General features: G+C 63.4%; 14 protein-coding genes. 12 read left to right on the top strand and 2 right to left on the bottom strand.

The genetic code is table 11. The features are described 5' to 3' along the window. The coding region (locus tag J5M73_RS03070) for an L-serine ammonia-lyase (protein ID WP_207815000.1) at nt 1–1,079 on the bottom strand (1,079 nt) is incomplete at its 3' end. Between the two features lie 427 nt (nt 1,080–1,506). Here J5M73_RS03070 and J5M73_RS03065 point away from each other — a divergent pair. The 3 genes from J5M73_RS03065 to choV all read left to right on the top strand — a co-directional run bounded on the left by J5M73_RS03065 (nt 1,507) and on the right by choV (nt 4,540). Then, the gene (locus tag J5M73_RS03065) at nt 1,507–2,454 is read left to right on the top strand and encodes a choline ABC transporter substrate-binding protein (RefSeq protein WP_102862016.1); all 948 of its coding nucleotides are present in this window, start codon (nt 1,507–1,509) and stop codon (nt 2,452–2,454) included. Between the two features lie 65 nt (nt 2,455–2,519). Then, nucleotides 2,520–3,365, top strand: coding sequence for a choline ABC transporter permease subunit (gene choW / locus J5M73_RS03060; RefSeq protein ID WP_102862017.1), 846 nt, complete (start codon nt 2,520–2,522; stop codon nt 3,363–3,365). Next, a complete protein-coding gene (choV, locus tag J5M73_RS03055; RefSeq protein WP_102862018.1) occupies nt 3,362–4,540 on the top strand; it encodes a choline ABC transporter ATP-binding protein in 1,179 nt (392 codons plus the stop codon). Before choW ends, choV begins: the two co-directional genes overlap by 4 nt. A 181-nt stretch (nt 4,541–4,721) precedes the next feature. On the opposite strand, the gene J5M73_RS03050 is transcribed toward choV, so the two are convergent. Beyond that, entirely contained in the window at nt 4,722–6,674 is a 1,953-nt protein-coding gene (locus tag J5M73_RS03050; RefSeq protein WP_240322063.1) for a BCCT family transporter, read from the bottom strand. A gap of 486 nt (nt 6,675–7,160) precedes the next feature. Between J5M73_RS03050 and betI the strand changes: the two genes are divergently transcribed. From betI to yccS, 9 genes are all read left to right on the top strand, one after another. Then, nucleotides 7,161–7,781, top strand: a complete 621-nt coding sequence (gene betI / locus J5M73_RS03045; RefSeq protein WP_016966359.1) for a transcriptional regulator BetI — start codon at nt 7,161–7,163, stop codon at nt 7,779–7,781. An 81-nt stretch (nt 7,782–7,862) separates the two neighbouring features. After that, nucleotides 7,863–9,335 (top strand): betaine-aldehyde dehydrogenase, encoded by a 1,473-nt coding sequence (betB, locus tag J5M73_RS03040; RefSeq protein ID WP_102862021.1) that lies wholly within the window; start codon nt 7,863–7,865, stop codon nt 9,333–9,335. A gap of 174 nt (nt 9,336–9,509) precedes the next feature. After that, nucleotides 9,510–11,213, top strand: coding sequence for a choline dehydrogenase (gene betA, locus J5M73_RS03035; RefSeq protein ID WP_102862022.1), 1,704 nt, complete (start codon nt 9,510–9,512; stop codon nt 11,211–11,213). A gap of 241 nt (nt 11,214–11,454) precedes the next feature. After that, nucleotides 11,455–12,897: a TldD/PmbA family protein gene (locus tag J5M73_RS03030; protein ID WP_102862023.1), complete on the top strand. Its 1,443-nt coding sequence runs from the start codon at nt 11,455–11,457 to the stop codon at nt 12,895–12,897. Next, nucleotides 12,897–14,234 carry a TldD/PmbA family protein gene (locus J5M73_RS03025; protein WP_102862024.1) on the top strand — a complete coding sequence of 446 codons (1,338 nt, stop codon included), beginning with the start codon at nt 12,897–12,899 and terminating at the stop codon, nt 14,232–14,234. The genes J5M73_RS03030 and J5M73_RS03025 overlap by 1 nt, the downstream gene beginning before the upstream one ends. A 64-nt stretch (nt 14,235–14,298) precedes the next feature. Then, nucleotides 14,299–15,729 (top strand): multidrug transporter subunit MdtD, encoded by a 1,431-nt coding sequence (gene mdtD, locus J5M73_RS03020; protein WP_102862025.1) that lies wholly within the window; start codon nt 14,299–14,301, stop codon nt 15,727–15,729. A 242-nt stretch (nt 15,730–15,971) separates the two neighbouring features. Further along, nucleotides 15,972–17,309, top strand: coding sequence for an ATP-dependent RNA helicase DbpA (gene dbpA / locus J5M73_RS03015; RefSeq protein WP_242553955.1), 1,338 nt, complete (start codon nt 15,972–15,974; stop codon nt 17,307–17,309). A 160-nt stretch (nt 17,310–17,469) separates the two neighbouring features. Further along, nucleotides 17,470–18,648 (top strand): NAD(P)/FAD-dependent oxidoreductase, encoded by a 1,179-nt coding sequence (locus J5M73_RS03010; RefSeq protein ID WP_060841481.1) that lies wholly within the window; start codon nt 17,470–17,472, stop codon nt 18,646–18,648. A gap of 222 nt (nt 18,649–18,870) precedes the next feature. Then, a complete protein-coding gene (gene yccS / locus J5M73_RS03005) occupies nt 18,871–21,063 on the top strand; it encodes a YccS family putative transporter (RefSeq protein ID WP_102862026.1) in 2,193 nt (730 codons plus the stop codon). Nucleotides 21,064–21,074 lie beyond the last annotated feature (11 nt).

Genomic DNA, 21,074 nt, shown 5'->3' with positions numbered 1-21,074 from the left:
TCCGCCAGCCCCGCCGCCGCCATGGCGCAGGCCGAACCCACCTCCCCCTGGCAGCCGACTTCGGCCCCGGAGATCGAGGCGTTCTTCTTGCACAGGATGCCGATGGCCGCCGCGCCGAGGAAGAAATCCACCACGTTGGCGTCAGTCACGTCCTCGCTGAATTTCATGAAGTAGTGCAGCACCGCCGGAATGATCCCCGCCGCGCCGTTGGTGGGTGCGGTGACCATGCGCCCACCGGCGGCGTTCTCCTCGTTCACCGCCAGGGCGAACAGGTTGACCCACTCCATGGCGCTCAAGGTGGAGCCGATCACATTGGGCTTGTTCAGTTCCTGCAGGCTGCGATGCAGCCTGGCCGCGCGCCGGCGCACATTGAGCCCGCCGGGCAGGATGCCTTCGTGCTTGAGCCCCTGTTCCACGCAATCCTGCATCGCGCGCCACAGCGTCATCAGGCCGCTGCGGATTTCCTCTTCCGAACGCCAGACCTTCTCGTTGGCCAGCATCAGTTCGGCGACTCGCAGGTTGTGCTTCTGGCACAGGCTGAGCAGTTCCACCGCACTGGAGAAATCGTAAGGCAGCTCGCTACGATCCAGGTCCGCCACGCCGCTACTGGCCTGGGCCTGGTCGACGACAAAACCGCCGCCCACCGAATAATAGGTATCGCGCAACAGCTCCCCGCCTTCACCTTCAGCCACCAGGGTCATGGCATTGGGGTGAAAGGGCAGGTTTTCGTCCAGCAGGCGCATGTCCCGGGACCAGATGAACGGCACAGCCAGCCGTCCGTCCAGCAACAGGGTGTGGGTTTCCCTGAGCCGTTCGATGCGCGGGCCGATCAGCGACGGGTCGATCGCATCGGGCCACTCCCCCATCAAGCCCATGATCACCGCGTTGTCGCTGCCATGGCCAATGCCGGTGGCCGACAACGAACCGAACAGTTGCACTTCGATCCGCCGCACCTGCTCCAGCAGATGGCGTTCCTTCAATACCTGGACGAATAACGCCGCGGCGCGCATGGGCCCGACGGTGTGGGAACTGGAAGGCCCGATGCCGATCTTGAACAAGTCGAAAACACTGATAGCCATTACTGCGTAACTCCTCGATGAGCACAGTCCAGGCGCTGAAAACGCCCTCTGACGGAGCTGCTACGCTCAAGCTGCAATCCGCCGAGAAGGGCGCATCATCAGGCTTTTACTGCGCCTCGCGACGTCTGACACCGACTCACTCATGTCCACCAACGCCGCCTGGCGCGAGGCTCGGGTTCTGGGCGTTTTTTGCGGCTCAGATGCAGGAAAAAATGCCCGGAAACACTGTAAGCGACCTCACCGACACTGGATGCGACCCTCCCTGTACTGGATACGACGCACCCCGTAGGCGACAGTTTTTCACTGGTACATGATCAGTCTCGACTCGATTGCAAGGCACGGTGGTAGAGCTGTCCCCGGCACACCAACCGCCACACTTATAAGCGCGGTCCATACGCCGCCAAAAAAACATCCAGGAGTCTCCCCTATGAAAGGTTCCCCGTCGTTGTTGTTGGCCGCCATGCTGAGTCTGCCGCTTCTGGCACACGCCGCAGAACCGGAGCAATGCAGCACCGTAAACTTCTCCGATGTCGGCTGGACCGATATCACCGTGACCACCGCCACCACCAGCGTCGTGCTCAACGCCCTGGGCTACAAGACCAAGACCACGATGATTTCCGTGCCAGTGACCTACAAGTCCCTGGCCGACGGCAAGAACATGGACGTGTTCCTCGGCAACTGGATGCCGACCATGGAAAACGACATCAAGGCCTACCGCGATGCTGGCACCGTGGAGACCGTGCGCGCCAACCTGGAAAACGCCAAGTACACCCTGGCAGTTCCCGAGTCGCTGTATGACAAGGGCCTGAAAGACTTCGCCGACATCGCCAAGTTCAAGAAGGAGCTGGACGGCAAGATCTACGGCATCGAGCCGGGCAACGACGGCAACCGCACCATCCAGACGATGATCGACAAGAACGCCTTTGGCCTCAAGGACGCCGGCTTCAAAGTAGTGGAGTCCAGCGAGGCGGGCATGCTGTCCCAGGTTGAGCGCGCTCAGCGTCGCGACACCGCGGTGGTGTTCCTGGGCTGGGAACCACACCCGATGAACACACGCTTCAAGATGAAGTACCTGACCGGGGGCGACGACTTCTTCGGCCCCAACTTCGGCCAGGCCACCATCTACACCAACACCCGCAAGGGCTACACCACCGAGTGCAGCAACGTGGGCCAGTTGCTGAAGAACCTGTCGTTCACCCTGAACATGGAAAGCACCCTGATGGGCAACGTGCTGGACGACAAGATGAAGCCTGACGCAGCCGCCAAGGCCTGGCTGAAGAAGAATCCACAGGTGCTCGATACCTGGCTCGCTGGCGTGACCACCATTGACGGTAAACCCGGCCTGGAAGCCGTGAAAGCCAAGCTTGCTGAGTAATCGCTTACGCCGGGCGGGCTTGCCCGCCCGGGCTGTTTTTTCCTTGCATGCGGACGTTCAATACCATGCTCACTGATCAGAAAATCCCCCTGGGCCAGTACATCGCGGCTTTCGTAGACTGGTTGACGAAACACGGTGCCAGCACCTTCGATGCGATCGCTACCACCCTGGAAACCATGATCCACGGCGTGACGTTCGCGCTGACCTGGTTCAATCCCCTGGCCCTGATCGGCCTGATTGCCCTGCTGGCGCACCTGATCCAGCGCAAATGGGGCCTGACTGTATTTGTCGTGCTGTCCTTCCTGCTGATCCTCAATCTGGGGTACTGGCAGGAAACCATGGAAACCCTGGCCCAGGTGCTGTTCGCCACCCTGGTCTGCGTGCTGATCGGCGTGCCCCTGGGAATCGTCGCCGCGCACAAACCGCTGTTCTACACCATGATGCGTCCGGTCCTGGACCTGATGCAGACCGTCCCCACATTCGTCTACCTGATCCCGACCCTGACCCTGTTCGGCCTCGGGGTGGTACCCGGCCTGATCTCCACGGTGGTGTTCGCCATTGCCGCGCCGATCCGCCTGACCTACCTGGGCATTCGCGATGTTCCACAAGAGTTGATGGACGCGGGCAAGGCCTTTGGCTGTTCGCGCCGTCAGTTGTTGTCGCGCATTGAGCTGCCCCACGCCATGCCGAGCATCGCCGCCGGTATTACCCAATGCATCATGTTGTCGCTGTCGATGGTGGTGATCGCCGCCCTGGTCGGCGCCGACGGCCTGGGCAAACCCGTGGTCAACGCACTCAATACCGCCGACATTGCCCTGGGCTTTGAAGCCGGTCTGGCGATCGTGCTGCTGGCGATCATGCTCGACCGCATCTGCAAACAACCTGAAGCCAAAGTAGGGGGTGACGCATGAGCATAATCCGCTTCGATAACGTAGACGTTATCTTCTCCAAGGACCCACGGGAGGCGCTCAAGCTGCTGGACCAGGGCATGACCCGCAACGAGATCCTGAAGAAAACCGGGCAGATCGTCGGCGTGGAAAAAGCCAGCCTGGACATCCAGAAAGGCGAGATCTGCGTACTCATGGGCCTTTCCGGCTCCGGCAAATCCAGCCTGCTGCGCTGCATCAACGGCCTCAACACCGTGAGCCGCGGCAAGCTGTTCGTCGAGCACGAAGGCCAGCAGATCGACATTGCCTCCTGCTCCCCCGCCGAACTGAAGATGATGCGCACCCAGCGCATCGCCATGGTGTTCCAGAAGTTCGCCCTGATGCCCTGGCTGACGGTGCGCGAGAACATCAGCTTCGGCCTGGAGATGCAGGGCCGACCGGAGAAGGAAAGGCGCAAGCTGGTGGACGAGAAACTTGAGCTGGTGGGCCTGACCCAGTGGCGCAACAAGAAGCCCGACGAGCTGTCCGGCGGCATGCAGCAGCGTGTGGGCCTGGCCCGCGCCCTGGCCATGGACGCCGATATCCTGCTGATGGACGAACCTTTCTCGGCCCTCGACCCGCTGATCCGCCAGGGTCTGCAGGACGAGCTGCTGGAACTGCAACGCAAGCTGAGCAAGACCATCGTGTTTGTCAGCCACGACCTGGACGAGGCCCTGAAGCTGGGCAGCCGCATCGCCATCATGAAAGACGGGCGGATCATCCAGTACAGCAAGCCGGAAGAAATCGTGCTCAACCCCGCGGACGACTATGTGCGCACCTTCGTCGCCCACACCAACCCGCTGAACGTGCTCTGCGGGCGCAGCCTGATGCGCAGCCTGGACAACTGCAAGCGGGTCAACGGCTCCGTGTGCCTGGACCCGGGTGGCGATTCCTGGCTCGACCTGGCGGAAGGCAACACCATCAAGGGCGCCCGTCGCAACGGCTCGCAGATGGACCTGCAGAACTGGGTTCCGGGGCAGTCCGTGGAAGAACTGGGCCGGCGTCCGACCCTGGTGGACTCCAACATCGGCATGCGCGACGCGCTGCAGATCCGCTACCAGACCGGCAACAAACTGGTGCTCCACGACAACCAGAAAGTCGTCGGCATCCTTGGCGACAGCGAGCTCTACCACGCGCTGCTTGGCAAGAACCTGGGTTAAGCCGCAGACACAAAAACGCCGCGAGCAATCGCGGCGTTTTGCTTTATCGACACACCCCCTTCTGCAGGAGCTGGCTTGCCAGCGAACAGGCCCTGAAACCTTCCATGAAGGGCGCCTTCGCCGGCAAGCCGGCTCCTACAGCGGGTGGAGCCGCTCCGTCGGGAGCGGTCCGTCACTTCACTCAGCTATAGACCCGGCCAAGGAGCTGCCGATGGCTTTCGAACTGATCGAGCACATCACGGGTGATCTGCTCCTGGGTGAAGCCCATCAAGTCGTATTCCTGGCTGCCGTTGTGCAGGTACACCTCGGCGCGGTAGAAACGACTACGGACTTCGCTATCCGCCCCTTCCGGCTGGGCCGATTCGCTCGGTGCCGCCAGGTAGCCGTCCAGGCTCACTTCATAGACGAAGGGATTGCCTTCCTCCATTTCCACCCGCAGGCCCAGCAAACTCTTGGACTTGCCCAGGTTGGTCTGCACTTCATGGCCCAGGGTGCGCAGTTGCGCGACGGCTTCCTGCAGCGCCGGGCTGATGTGCTTGTCCATGTAACGCTGCACCACCGACTGGGTCGGTTGCAGGTCCAGCTGGGTCAGGCGCTCGCTGAAACCACGGCGACCGCGCTCGGCCAATTGCGCTTGTTCCTGCTCGATCTGCACGTCCTGGCGCATGGCCTTGTGCAAACCGAACATGAAGAAGATCAGCACCACCGAGAACGGCAGGCCGGCCAGCACCACCATGGTCTGCATGGCTTCGAAGTTACCGGCGAACAACAGGCCGATGGTAACCAGGGTGATCACCACCGACCAGAAGATCCGCAGCCAGTGCGGGGCGTCTTCGTCGACGTTGCCGCCTTTGCAGGACAGGTTGGCCATCATCACCGCGCCGGAGTCGGCGGGGGTCAGGAACAGCACGAAGCCGACGAAGATCGAGACACCGATGACAATCTTCGAGGCCGGGTAGTGCTCAAGCAGTTGGTAGATCGCCATGGACGGCTGTTCCAGCGCCGTCTTGCCCAGTTCCACCGCTCCCTGGTTGACCACCAGGTCCAGGGCCGAGTTACCGAAGATCGACAGCCAGGCCAGGGTGAAGCCCAGGGGAATCAGCAGCACGCCGGCGACCAGCTCACGCACGGTGCGACCACGGGAAATACGCGCAATGAACATGCCTACGAATGGCGCCCAGGAAATCCACCAGGCCCAGTAGAACAGGGTCCACAGGCCCAGCCAGCGGTCGGACTTGGCGTTGTCGCCTTCGTACACGTAGAGGTCGAAGGTCTTGAGCACCACACCGTTGAGGTAGTCGCCGATGTTCTGCACGAAGCCGTTGAGCAAGTGCAGGGTCGGGCCGAACAGCAGGACGAAAATCAACAGGCCGCTGAACAGCACGATGTTCAGGTTGGACAGGCGGCGGATGCCGTTTTCCACACCGGACACCGCGGCGATGGTGGCCACCGTGCTCATGACGATGATCACGATCAGCAGGTTGGTGTTGCTGTGCTCCATGCCGAACAGGTTTTCCAGGCCGGAAGACACCTGCATCGAGCCGATCCCCAGGTTGGTCACCAGGCCCAGCAGGGTCACGAACATGCCGAAACCGTCCACCGCGTGGCCGGCCGCGCCCTTGACCCAGCGCTCGCCCACCAGCGGATACAACGCCGAACGCAGCGCCAGCGGCTGGTTATGCCGGTAGGCAAAGTACGCCACCGCCAGGCCCACCAGGGCGTAGATCGCCCAGCCATGCAGGCCCCAGTGCAGGAAGGTCAGCTGCAACGCCTGGCGTGCGGCCAGGTTGCTGCCGGGTACGCCTTCCGGCGGATTGAAGTAGTGGTCCAGGGGCTCGGAAGCACCGAAGTACAGCAGCGAGATACCGATACCGGAGGAGAACAGCATCCCGGCCCAGGCACCGTAGCTGAAGTCCGGGGTGTCTTGCTTGGTCCCCAGCTTGAGCTTGCCGTAGGAGGAGAATGCCAGGCCCACCACGAACACCAGGTAAGCGGCGATCACCACCATGTAGTACCAGCCGAAGCTGCGAGACAACCAGGCCTGGGCAATGCCCAGCAATCTGCCGGCCTCTTGCGGGGCGATGATCAGAATGGCGGTCAACAACAGGATCAGCGCGGTGGAGGTGTAGAACACCCAACCGTTGACCCGCACCTTCTCCGGTGGGGTCTTTATAAGAGAGGCAGAACTCATTGCACAGATGCTCCAGGCAGTGCGAGAGAAGGACACAAGGCAACACCGCACCCGACCAATCGGTTAGTTGGCAGCCGATCATCGGGTGATATAAAGACACCCCGAAAAAGCCCGAAACCGCAAAAGCCGCGTTGCGCACCCGCATCCAAGGTCAGTGACGAACCTGCAGCTCGTCGTCTGTTCCCCGGAGCGTCCTGCCCCTTCAACACGTCCTTACTCTTGCCGGTCCACGCCATGCCACGTGTAAGTTTTGGGCTATTTCGGAGGTCGTTTTCCCGCCGTCCGCGAGTAGGAAAACCTCCCCAGGCAGCGACGATTTGTCGCAGATCTTATTCTTTGTTGATTGAACGTTCAATCAAAACAAAATAGACTGGCCCACAAGTCGACCGGCGTCATACGCCCGCCGACAGGCCTAAGGAGAGGTATCAGATGCCCAAGGTCGGTATGCAACCCATACGCCGCCAGCAATTGATCGAAGCCACGCTACAGGCCGTCGATCAGGTCGGAATGGGGGACGCCAGCATTGCGCTGATCGCCCGTTTGGCCGGTGTTTCAAACGGCATCATCAGTCACTACTTTCGGGACAAGAACGGCCTGATCGCAGCGACGATGGGTTACATCATGAGCATGCTCAACGAAGGCGTCAGAGCACGCCGCCAGGCCCTGACGGACGACAGCCCGCGCGCTCACCTGAAAGTGATCATCGAGGGCAACTTCGATGCCAGCCAGGTGAACGGCCCGGCCATGAAAACCTGGTTGGCCTTCTGGGCCTCCAGCATGCACCAGCCCGATTTGCACAGGTTGCAGCGGATCAACGACCACCGCTTGTATTCCAACCTGTGTTGCCAGTTCCGCCGTGCCCTGCCGCTCTACCATGCGCGCAAGGCAGCTCGCGGCCTGGCGGCTTTGATCGACGGTTTGTGGCTGCGTGGTGCCTTGTCGGGTGATGCATTCGACACCGACCAGGCGATACGGATCGCTTACGAATACATGGATCTACAACTGGCTAAGCAGGAGCGCCAGAGCACAAAAGAGACGCTCGGCCCCTGACCCGCCACTGATCAACGTGTCCTGAACTTCGGGATACGCCCGGTGGTCAAGCCCACTACTTAATGCACTTGCGAGGACACTATGGCCCGTTTCGAACTGCAAAAACTCTACATCGACGGCGGCTACACCGATGCCGGCAGCGACGCCACTTTCGATGCCATCAACCCGGCCAACGGTGAAGTTCTCGCACAAGTGCAGCGTGCGACCTTTGATGACGTGGAACGCGCCGTGGTCAGCGCCGAAAAAGGCCAGAAGATCTGGGCCGCCATGACCGCCATGGAGCGTTCGCGCATCCTGCGTCGCGCCGTGGAAATCCTCCGCGAGCGCAACGACGAACTGGCCGCCCTGGAAACCCTGGACACCGGTAAAGCCTTCTCCGAAACCAAGTACGTGGACATCGTCACCGGCGCTGACGTGCTGGAATACTACGCAGGCCTGGTACCGGCCATCGAAGGCGAGCAGATCCCGCTGCGCACCACATCCTTCGTCTACACCCGTCGCGAGCCGCTGGGCGTAGTGGCCGGCATCGGCGCCTGGAACTACCCGATCCAGATCGCCCTGTGGAAATCCGCGCCAGCCCTGGCCGCCGGCAACGCAATGATCTTCAAGCCCAGCGAAGTCACCTCGCTGACCACCCTGAAACTGGCCGAGATCTACACCGAAGCCGGCGTACCGGCTGGCGTGTTCAACGTGCTGACCGGCAGCGGCCGTGAAGTCGGCACCTGGCTGACCGAGCACCCGCGCATCGAGAAAGTCTCCTTCACCGGCGGCACCGACACCGGCAAGAAGGTCATGGCCAGCGCTTCCAGCTCCTCGCTCAAAGACGTGACCATGGAACTGGGCGGCAAGTCGCCGCTGATCATCTTCGACGACGCTGACCTGGATCGCGCCGCCGACACCGCCATGATGGCCAACTTCTACAGCTCCGGTCAGGTCTGCACCAACGGTACTCGCGTGTTCGTACCGAGCCACCTGAAAGCCGCTTTCGAAGCCAAGATCGCCGAGCGCGTAGCGCGCATCCGCATCGGCAACCCGGAAGACGAAAACACCAACTTCGGTCCGCTGGTCAGCTTCCAGCACATGGAAAGCGTGCTGGGCTACATCGCCAAGGGCAAAGCAGAAGGTGCCCGCGTACTGTGCGGCGGCGAGCGCCTGACCGACGGCGAATTCGCCAAGGGTGCCTTCGTTGCACCGACCGTGTTCACCGACTGCACCGACGACATGACCATCGTCCGTGAAGAAATCTTCGGCCCGGTGATGGCGATCCTGACCTACGAAACCGAAGAAGAAGTGATCCGCCGTGCCAACGACACCGACTTCGGCCTGGCCGCCGGTATCGTCACCAAGGATCTGAACCGCGCCCACCGCGTGATTCATCAGCTCGAAGCCGGTATCTGCTGGATCAACGCCTGGGGCGAATCCGACGCCAAGATGCCGGTTGGCGGCTACAAGCAATCGGGTGTTGGCCGTGAGAACGGCATCAGCTCGCTGAACAACTTCACCCGCATCAAGTCGGTACAGGTCGAGCTGGGCGACTACGCCTCGGTGTTCTAAGACACCCAGCCTGAACGACATCCCCTGTAGCCGCTGCCGCAGGCTGCGAAAAGGTCCGAAGGACCTTCCTGCGATCGCCGAAGCACGTCCGCTGCGCGGCCGATCGCAGCCTTCGGCAGCAGCTACAGGCCTATTGATCGTGCGACCTGACCAATCTCAAAGAGGGTGCATTCAATGTCCCAAGAATTCGATTACATCATTGTGGGTGCCGGCTCTGCCGGTAACACCCTGGCAACCCGTCTGACTGAAGACGAAGGCGTCACCGTCCTGCTGCTGGAAGCCGGCGGCCCGGACTATCGCTTCGACTTCCGTACCCAGATGCCGGCGGCACTGGCCTTCCCACTGCAAGGCCGTCGCTACAACTGGGCCTACGAGACCGATCCAGAGCCACACATGAACGGTCGTCGCATGGAGTGCGGTCGCGGCAAGGGCCTGGGTGGCTCGTCGCTGATCAACGGCATGTGCTACATCCGCGGCAACGCCATGGACTACGACGGCTGGGCCAAGCTGCCAGGCCTGGAAGACTGGACCTACCTGGACTGCCTGCCGTACTTCCGCAAGGCGGAAACCCGTGACATCGGCCCTAACGACTACCACGGCGGCGAAGGCCCGGTCAGCGTGACCACGCCCAAAGCCGGCAACAACCCGCTGTTCCACGCCATGGTCGAAGCCGGTGTACAAGCCGGTTACCCGCGCACCGAAGACCTGAACGGCTACCAACAGGAAGGCTTCGGCCCGATGGACCGTACGGTCACCCCTAAAGGTCGTCGCTCCAGCACCGCCCGCGGCTACCTGGACATCGCCAAGAAGCGTTCGACCCTGACCATCGTCACCCACGCCCTGACCGACAAGATCCTCTTTGACGGCAAGCGCGCCGTCGGCGTGAGCTACCTGCAAGGCAGCACCGAGGAGCGCGTGGAAGCCCGCGCCCGCAAGGAAGTCATCGTCAGCTCCGGCGCCATCGCCTCGCCGCAACTGCTGCAACGCTCCGGCGTCGGCCCCCGCGCCCTGCTGGAAAGCCTGGACATCCCGGTGGTCCACGACCTGCCGGGCGTGGGTGAAAACCTGCAGGACCACCTGGAGCTGTACCTGCAGTACGCCTGCACCCAACCGGTGTCGCTGTACCCATCGCTGCTGTGGTGGAACCAGCCGGCCATCGGCGCCGAGTGGCTGTTCAACGGCACCGGCATCGGCGCCAGCAACCAGTTCGAAGCCGGCGGTTTCATCCGCACCCGTGAAGAGTTCGAGTGGCCGAACATCCAGTACCACTTCCTGCCAGTGGCGATTAACTACAACGGCAGCAACGGTGTTAAAGAGCACGGTTTCCAGGCGCACATGGGTTCCATGCGCTCGCCGAGCCGTGGTCGCGTGCAGATCAAGTCCAAGGACCCGCGCCAGCACCCGAGCATCCTCTTCAACTACATGGCCACCGAGCAGGACTGGCAGGAATTCCGCGACGGCATCCGCCTGACCCGGGAAATCATGCAACAGCCGGCCCTGGACGCCTTCCGCGGTCGAGAAATCAGCCCGGGCATCGAGGTGCAGACCGACGAGCAACTGGACAAGTTCATCCGCGAGCACGCCGAGACCGCGTTCCACCCATCCTGCTCGTGCAAGATGGGCACCGACGACATGGCGGTAGTGGATGGCCAGGGTCGCGTGCACGGCATGCAAGGCCTGCGCGTGGTGGATGCCTCGATCATGCCGATCATCACCACCGGCAACCTCAATGCGCCGACCATCATGATGGCCGAGAAAATCGCCGACAAAATCCGTGGCCGTCAGCCGCTGCCCCGCAGCAAGGCCGACTACTACGTAGCGGGCAACGCCCCGGTGCGTGGCAAGCCAATGCGCGATATCACTCCGACCGCGCAGTAAGCCGCACGGGCACCGACCGCAAGGGTCGGTGCCTTTTTCACCTCCCCGCGTATTTCCTGCCCCCGCATTGCCCGCACTGCATCCTTGATCGCAGCCTCCGGCAGCAGCTACAGTTCTGCAACTTGCCCATCCCCTTCGCCCCGGAGTCCACCGACGCCTATATCTGTAGGAGCCGCCGGGCAGCGTTCCGTTTGCTGGCGACAAGACCCGCCCGCTATCGCGTCTCACAAGGAGGTTCTCCATGTTCGACTTTCACCCCCAGCTCAAGCAGCGCTTTGCTGCCTTGCGCACGGGCGCCGAATTCTTTTCCCTGCGCTACGTGCGCGAGTCGGACCAATACCTGTCAGTACGCAAGAACGTTGCCGAACCACCGAGCCTGGGCCGCGACGAAGGGGCGATGCTGACCGCAAGGGTGCGTGGTGTGGAAGCCTACGCCGCCACCAGTGACCTCTCGCAAGGCGGCCTGCAAGCCGCCCTCGACCGCGCCGAACAGCTGGCTCGGGTGATCGCCGCCCACGCCCTGCTGGACCTGCGCGAGCAACCGGTATCCAGCCACCGTGGCGATTACCTTTCGCCGAATCTGGACCAGCCCTTCCCATCCCTCAGCGACTGCTACCAGCTGCTGGGCGACGAATCGGCCTCGGTGCCCAAGGACGAGCGCCTGGTGAACTGGCAAGTGGGCATCGGCGTGACCCAGGTCGAGCAGATCTACCTCAACAGCGCCGGTGCCGAGCTGCGCCAGGCTCAGCGCTTCGTCTACCCGGGCCTGGATGTCACCGCCTACGACGGTAGCGACAGTCAGACCCGCAGCCTGGGCCGGGAAAACTTCGGCCAGCAGGGCGCCGGTGATGTGATCAGCCGCTGTGGCCTGCTAGGCGCGGCGCCACGGGTGGCCGACCAGGCGCTGCAACTGCTGCTGGCGCCGAACACCCCGCAGGGCCAGCGGGACCTGCTGCTGATGCCGGACCAGATGATGCTGCAGATCCACGAGTCCATCGGCCACCCCCTGGAACTGGACCGCATCCTCGGCGACGAGCGCAACTACGCCGGCACCAGTTTCGTCAAACAGGAAGATTTCGGCCGCCTGCAATATGGCTCCTCGCTGCTCAACGTGACCTTCGACCCGGAGATTCCCGAGGAACTGGCCAGCTATGGGCATGACGACGATGGCAGCGCCGCCAGCAAGCAGTTCCTGATCCGCGAGGGGCTGCTGGTACGTCCCCTGGGCAGTGCCCTGTCGCAATACCGCAGTGGCCTCGACGGCGTAGCCAACAGCCGCGCCAGCAGTTGGAACCGCGCGCCCATCGACCGCATGGCCAACCTCAACGTCGAGCCCGGCGAGCAGCCCCTGGACCGCCTGATCGGCCAGATCGAACACGGCATCCTGATGTCCACCAATCGCTCCTGGTCCATCGACGATGCGCGCAACAAGTTCCAGTTCGGCTGCGAATGGGGCCAGTTGATCGAAAACGGCGAGCTCAAGGGTGTGGTCAAGAACCCCAACTACCGGGGTATCTCCGCACAGTTCTGGCGCAACCTCAGCGCGGTGGGCGATCGCAGCACCTTCCAGGTCCTGGGCACGCCCAACTGCGGCAAGGGCGAGCCCAACCAGGTAATCCGCGTCGGCCACGCTTCGCCGGCCTGCGTGTTCAGCAAGATTGACGTATTCGGAGGAGACGCCTGATGACCAGGACGATGAATCAGGCCGAGCAGTTCAAGGCATGGGTGCAGTGGCTGCAGGACGCGATCAAGGAATCGGAACAGTTCACCCTGAGCTACTCGGCCGAGTCCTCGGAGTTCATCCGTTTCAACCACGCCAAGGTGCGTCAGGCCGGGCAGGTGCAACAGGCCAGCCTGCACTTCAAGCTGATCGACGACGGACGCCACGCCGACTTGAGCATCACCTTGAGCAATGACCCCGAGGTGGACCGTCAGCGCCTGGTCGAAGCCCTGCAACAGTTGCGCGAAACCCTGCCGCTGCTGCCGGCGGACCCGTACCTGATGCTCAATCACGCCCAATGGCAATCCCACCATGTGCAGGACCATCCGCTGCCCGATAGCGAGCAGGTGGTGGCACAGATCGGCCGCGCCGGTGCCGGCCTGGATCTGGTGGGCATCTATGCCGCCGGCCCCATCAGCCGAGGTTTTGCCAGTTCCGCCGGAGCGTTCGGCTGGCATCAGGCCAACAGCTTCAACTTCGACTTCAGCCTGTTCCACGCCAATGGCGAAGCGGTGAAGGCCAGCTACGCGGGACACGCCTGGGACGACGCAGCCTTCGCCCAGCGCTTCGACCAGGCCCGTCAGCAACTGGAGTTCCTCGGTCGACCGCTGCGCACCCTGGCGCCGGGACAGTACCGCGCCTACCTGGCACCGGCGGCCCTGGAGGAGATCATGGGCATGCTGGCCTGGGGCGGGTTCTCGGCCCAGTCCATTGCCAGCAAGCACAGCCCCCTGCAGAAACTCTACGCGGGCGATGCCGCCCTGAGCCCCCTGGTGTCCCTGGACGAACAGGTCAGCGGCTCCCTGAGTCCGGCCTTTTCCGATGAGGGCTACCCGCGCAGCGACCTGTCGCTGATCGCCGCCGGCAATGCCAACGCCCAGTTGATCAACTCCCGCAGCGCAGCCGAGTACGGCCTGACCAGCAACGGCGCCGGCAGCGGCGAATACCCCAGTGCGCTGAACATGGCCGCCGGGCAGCTGTCGCAGCAGGAGATCCTCAAGCAACTGGGCACCGGCCTGTACATCAGCAACCTGTGGTACCTCAACTACTCGGACCTGCCGGCAGCGCGCCTGACCGGCATGACCCGCTTCGCCACCTTCTGGGTGGAGAACGGCGAGATCCAGGCCCCGGTGAGCACCATGCGTTTCGATGACAGCGTCTACAGCCTGCTGGGTTCGCAACTGGAGGCCCTGACGGCGCAACGGGAACTGCTGCTTTCGGCCAGCACCTACGGCCAGCGCCAGACTGCCTCGATGCATTTGCCTGGAGCCCTGGTCAGCCGCCTGACCCTGACCCTGTAGGAACTGCCCTCAAAGCTGTCGGAGCTGGCAAGCCAGCTCCGACCTGAATTGACATAGAGGTCCCATGCCCGAACGCCCGCCTCTCGACGCTACCACCGCCCGCTGGCTGCCCTGGGTGGTGGCCATCGCCTTCTTCATGCAATCCCTGGACGGCACCATCCTCAATACGGCGCTGCCGGCCATGGCCCAGGACCTGGCGGAAGACCCGCTGCGCATGCAGGGGGTGATCATTGCCTACATGCTCACCGTGGCCCTGCTGATCCCAGCGTCCGGCTGGATCGCCGACCGCTTCGGCACCAAGAAGATCTTCTTCGGCGCCATCTTGATCTTCAGCATCGGCTCCCTGCTGTGCGCGATGTCCAACACCCTGAGCCAACTGATCGGCGCCCGGGTGATCCAGGGCCTGGGCGGGGCACTGATGCTGCCGGTGGGACGGCTGGTGGTGCTGCGGGCCTACCCGCGCTCGGAGCTGGTGCGGATCATGGGCTTCATCACCATTCCCGGCCTGCTGGGCCCGCTGATCGGTCCGACCATGGGCGGCTGGATGGTGCAATACCTGACCTGGCACTGGATCTTTCTGATCAACCTGCCGGTGGGCGTCGTCGGCTGCTATGCGGTGTGGCGTTTTATCCCAGACCTGCGAGGCAGCGAGCGCACCCGTTTCGATGGCCTGGGCTTTGTGCTGTTCGGCGCGGCGATGGTACTGATCACCATTGCCATGGAAGGCCTGGGGGAATTGCACCTGCCGCACCTGCGGGTGATGTTGCTGCTGTTTGGTGGGCTGGCCTGCCTGGCGGCCTATTGGCTGCGGGCCGTGCACACCGATAACCCGCTGTTTGCGCCCTCGCTATTCAAGGTACGAACCTTTGCGGTGGGCATCCTCGGCAACCTGTTCGCCCGCCTGGGCAGCGGTGCCCTGCCGTTCCTGGTGCCGCTGCTGCTGCAGGTGGCGCTGGGTTATTCACCGTCTCAGGCGGGGATGAGCATGCTGCCCCTGGCGGCCGCGGCGATGCTGGCCAAGTCCATTGCCCGGCCCCTGATCGAGCGCCTGGGCTACCGCATCGTGCTCACCGGCAACACCCTGGCCCTGGGGCTGATGCTGGCCAGCATGGGGCTGGTCAGCGAGCACACGCCTTATCCCCTGCTGCTGGGCATGCTGGCGGTGCTGGGGGCGATCAACTCGCTGCAGTTCACCGCGATGAACACCGTGACCCTGATCGACCTCGACGATGCCGCCGCCAGCAGCGGCAACAGCCTGTTGTCGGTGGTGGCGCAGCTGTCCCTGAGCCTGGGGGTGGCCTGTGCCGGTGCGCTGCTAGGCGGTTTTACTGCACAAGTAGGCAATGACGGAGTGAACACCGTGCTCGGCGCCTTCCAGCTGACCTTCCTCACCGTGGGCATCATGGCGATGCTGGCGGCGGCGATCTTCCTCCAGCTGTCGCCCACCGATGGCCGAAGGGCGCGCAAGGTCGAGGAACAGCACATCGAGCATTGAGCCGCACACTTCCCTCCGTAGGAGCCGGCTCGCCGGCGAAGAGCCCCCGAGCCCTGCGCCAAACTCACGGTCGCCTTCGCTGGCCAGCCAGCTCCTACACAACACCGCCCCTGCGCGGTTGCTCGTCCAGAATTTGCAGGTTGTGGGAGCGAGACTGATACACTGCGCGACATTTTGTTTTGCAGGCCAGTCCCGTGACCACCATTGCCACCGCTTTTAATACTTTGCCCCTGTCTCCCGCCATGCTGGCTAACCTCGACTCCCTCGGTTATGCCCAGATGACGCCGATCCAGGCGCAGAGCTTGCCGGTGATCCTCAAGGGCATGGACCTGATCGCCCAGGCCAAGACCGGCAGCGGCAAGACCGCGGCCTTCGGCATCGGCCTGCTGAACCCGATCAACCCGCGCTACTTCGGCTGCCAGGCCCTGGTGATCTGTCCGACCCGCGAGCTGGCCGACCAGGTGGCCAAGGAAATCCGGCGCCTGGCCCGTGCCGAAGACAACATCAAGGTCCTGACCCTGTGCGGCGGCGTGTCCTTCGGTCCGCAGATCGCTTCCCTGGAACACGGCGCCCACATCATCGTCGGCACCCCGGGGCGTATCCAGCAACACCTGCGCAAGGGTTCGCTGGTGCTTGATGGCCTGAACACGCTGATCCTCGACGAAGCCGACCGCATGCTCGACATGGGTTTCTACGACGCCATCGAAGACATCATCGAGCAGACCCCGTCGCGCCGGCAGACCCTGCTGTTCTCCGCCACGTACCCGGTGGGCATCAAGCAACTGGCGTCGAAGTTCATGCGTGATCCGCAGACGGTGAAAGCCGAAGCGTTCCACGACGACACGCAGATCGAACAGCGTTTCTACGAGATTTCCCCGGAAGAACGCATGAGCGCTGTGACCAAAGTCCTGCACCACTTCCGCCCGGCTTCCTGCGTCGCTTTCTGCTTCACCAAGCAGCAAGTGCAGGAAACCGTCGATCACCTGACCTCCAAAGGCATTTCCGCCGTCGGCCTGCATGGCGATCTGGAACAGCGTGACCGCGATCAGGTGCTGGCGATGTTCGCCAACCGCAGTACGTCGGTACTGGTCGCCACCGACGTGGCCGCCCGCGGCCTGGACATCGATGCGTTGGACATGGTGATCAACGTCGAGCTGGCCCGCGATTCGGAAATCCACATTCACCGCGTCGGCCGTACCGGTCGCGCTGGCGAAAAAGGCATCGCGGTCAGCCTCGTCGCACCGTCCGAAGCCCATCGCGCGCAAGCCATCGAACAGCTGCAGAAAGCCCCACTGAACTGGGATCAGGTCGACAACCTCAAGTCCCAGGGCGGCGCCCCGCTGCAGCCACCGATGAGCACCCTGTGCATCGCCGGCGGGCGCAAGGACAAAGTGCGCCCGGGCGATATTCTCGGTGCACTGACTGGCGACGCCGGCATCCCGGGCGCCCAGGTCGGCAAGATCGCGATCTTCGACTTCCAGTCGTATGTGGCGGTTGATCGCAGCGTGGTCATGCAGGCCCTGCAGCGCTTGAACAACGGCAAGATCAAGGGCCGTTCGCTGCGCGTGCGCGTCCTCTAACCCCACTGCTTGACCTGTAGCCTCTGCCACAGGCTGCGATCGATCTGGGCGGCACTCCGTACGAAGGGGCGCTGGATCTTGAGATCGCTGAAGGCCTTCGGCCTTATCGCAGCCTGCGGCAGCGGCTACAGGGTCATTCGCTCCTAACGAGGACTCCGTTTTGCGTTCTACCGAAGTCGTGATCATCGGCGCTGGCGCCGCCGGCCTGATGTGCGCCCTGACCGCGGCCGGCCGGGGCCGCCAGGTGCTGTTGCTGGACCACGCCAACAAGGCCGGCAAGAAAATCCTGATGTCCGGCGGTGGCCGCTGCAATTTCACCAACATGTACACCGAGCCCGCCAACTTCCTTTCGCAGAACCCGCATTTCTGCAAATCGGCCCTGGCCCGCTACACCCAGTGGGACTTCATCGGCCTGGTGGCCAAGCACGGCGTGCCCTACCACGAGAAGAAACTCGGCCAGCTGTTCTGCGATAACAAGTCCAGCGACATCCTCGGCATGCTGCTCGACGAATGCGATCAGGTCGGCGTCGAGCTGCGCCTGGACACCTCGATCCAGCAGATCGAGAAGCTTGAGTCCGGCTACCTGCTGCAGACCACCCTGGGCGCGGTGCAGTGCCAGTCCCTGGTGATCGCCACCGGCGGCCTGTCGATCCCGACCCTGGGCGCTACCGGTTTTGGCTATCAGGTCGCCAAGCAGTTCGGCCATGAACTGCTGCCGACCCGTGCCGGCCTGGTGCCCTTCACCATCACCGACCAGCTCAAGGAACTGTGCAGCGAGTTGTCGGGCACCTCGGTGGACTGTCTGGTGAGCTGCAACGAGCAGAGCTTTCGCGAGAACATCCTGTTCACTCATCGGGGCCTCAGCGGCCCGGCGATCCTGCAGATTTCGTCCTATTGGCAACCCGGCGACAGTGTCGAGATCAACCTGCTGCCAGATCACGACGCCCTGGGCTGGCTGCAACAGCAGCAGGCCGAGCGCCCCAACAGCGAGCTGAAAACCCTGCTGGGGGAAATCTTCACCAAGAAGATGGCCGGCCTGCTGGCCGAGCACTGGTTCGTCTCCAAGCCGATGAAGCAGTACACCCCGGCGGAACTGGCGGACGTGGCGCAAAAACTCGGCAGCTGGCAGTTGGTGCCGGCGGGCACCGAGGGCTACCGCACCGCCGAAGTGACCCTGGGCGGGGTCGATACCCGCGAGGTGTCGTCCAAGACCATGGAATCGCTGAAGAGCCCGGGGCTGTATTTCATCGGTGAAGTGCTGGACGTCACCGGCCACCTGGGCGGCTTCAACTTCCAGTGGGCCTGGGCCTCGGGCTACGCGGCGGCGCAGTACGTCTGAGCCGCTGCGCATCCCTGTAGGCGCTGCCGCAGGCTGCGAACGCCCCGGCGGCGATCCAATGTCCGCTGAGGTCCCGCGGACCTGTCGCAGCCTACGGCAGCGGCTACAGGCGCCCGACCGGCAACGGCAACAGAATTTGCCGGCGGATGTGACGACGGCATTGCGCCGTCGTCAATACTGGCTCAATTTAGCTGCATCGCCCCGGAAGGCCTGTCCCACTCCATGTCATCGACTTCTTTTCGTCAGTCTCTGCGCCGCCTCTGGGCGCTGGATAAATTCAGCTACAGCGTGCGGGTGTTCATCGCCCTGACCGGCAGCATGGCGCTGTGCTGGTATCAGGATGAAATGGGCCTGCTGATCCCGCTGTTTCTCGGCATCATCGCCAGCGCCCTGGCGGAAACCGACGACAGCTGGCAAGGCCGGCTCAACGCCCTGGCCGTGACCCTGGTGTGCTTCAGCATCGCCGCGCTGTCGGTGGAACTGTTGTTCCCCTACCCCTGGATCTTCGCCGTTGCCCTGGCCCTGGCCAGCTTCGGCCTGACCATGCTCGGGGCCCTGGGGGAACGCTATGGCGCCATCGCCTCGGCGACCCTGATTCTCTCGGTCTACACCATGATCGGCGTCGACCAGCGCGGCGGCGCGGTGATCGACTTCTGGCACGAGCCGCTGCTGCTGGTAGCCGGCGCGGCCTGGTATGGCCTGCTCTCGGTCCTCTGGCAGGCGCTGTTCTCCAACCAGCCGGTGCAGCAGAGCCTGGCCCGGCTGTTTCGTGAGCTGGGTTTCTACCTCAAGCTCAAGTCATCCCTGTTCGAGCCGATCCGCCAGTTGGATGTGGAAGCCCGGCGCCTGGAGCTGGCCCAGCAAAATGGCAAGGTCGTGGCAGCTCTCAACGCCGCCAAGGAGATCATCCTGCACCGGGTGGGCAATGGCCGGCCGGGGTCGAAAGTCAGCCGCTACCTGAAGCTGTACTTCCTGGCCCAAGACATCCACGAGCGCGCCAGTTCGTCCCATTACCCCTATAACGCCCTGACCGACGCCTTCTTCCACAGCGACGTGCTGTTTCGCTGCCAGCGCCTGTTGCGCCAGCAGGGCAAGGCCTGCCGCGCCCTGGCCGAATCCATCCAGCTGCGCCAGCCGTTCGTCTATGACGCCAGCTTCGCCGAGGCCCTGAGCGACCTGCACGCCTCCCTGGAACACCTGCGCATCCAGAGCAACCCGGCCTGGCGCGGGCTGCTGCGCTCGCTGCGCGCCCTGGCGGCCAACCTTGGCACCCTCGACCGCCTGCTCAGCGACGCCAGCAACCCCGATGCCCTGGCCGATGCCACCGACAGCAGCCTGCTGGACCGCTCGCCGCGCAACCTCAAGGATGTCTGGACTCGCCTGCGCACCCAGCTGACACCGACGTCACTGCTGTTCCGCCATGCCCTGCGCCTGCCCCTGGCGCTGAGTATCGGCTACGGCATGGTGCATCTGATCCACCCATCCCAGGGCTACTGGATCATCCTCACCACGCTGTTCGTCTGCCAGCCCAACTACGGCGCCACCCGGCGCAAGCTGGGCCAAAGGATCGTCGGCACCGCCATCGGCCTGACCATCGCCTGGGCGCTGTTCGACCTGTTCCCGAGCCCCTTGGTGCAATCGCTGTTCGCCATCGCCGCCGGGGTGGTGTTCTTTACCAACCGCACCACCCGCTACACCCTGGCCACAGCCGCCATCACCCTGATGGTGCTGTTCTGCTTCAACCAGGTGGGCGACGGTTACGGGCTGTTCCTGCCGCGGCTGTTCGATACCCTGCTGGGCAGCCTGATCGCCGGGCTGGCGGTGTTCCTGTTCCTGCCGGACTGGCAGGGCCGACGCCTGAACAAGGTGCTGGCCAACACCCTGACCTGCAACAGCATCTACCTGCGTCAGATCATGCAGCAGTACGCCGCGGGCAAAAGCGACGACCTGGCCTACCGGCTGGCCCGGCGCAACGCCCACAACGCCGATGCGGCGCTGTCCACCACCCTGGCCAACATGCTCATGGAGCCGGGGCATTTCCGTAAGGAAGCCGACGTGGGGTTCCGTTTCCTGGTGCTGTCCCACACCTTGCTCAGCTACCTGTCGGGGTTGGGCGCGCACCGGGAAACCCAACTGCCGGGGGAAGTCCGCGAGCACCTGATCGACGGTGCCGGGGTCAGCCTGGCGGCGAGCATCGACGAGATTGCCCAGGGCCTGGCCAACAAGACCCCGATCGCCATTCAGAGCGATGCCGAGGAAGCGTTGGCCAATGAGCTGGAGCAGATGCCGGATGAAATCGACGAAGGCCAGCGTCTGGTGCAGACCCAGCTGGCACTGATCTGTCGACAACTGGGCCCGTTGCGGACCCTGGCGGCGCACCTGATCAAAGACACCAGCGACACCGAAAAACCGTAGGAATAGGCCTG

Origin of the sequence: Pseudomonas sp. 50_B, assembly GCF_017491625.1 — a bacterium.
In the GTDB taxonomy this organism is placed as follows: Bacteria; Pseudomonadota; Gammaproteobacteria; order Pseudomonadales; family Pseudomonadaceae; genus Aquipseudomonas; species Aquipseudomonas danubii.
This window is presented reverse-complemented; position numbering and strand designations above follow the sequence as displayed.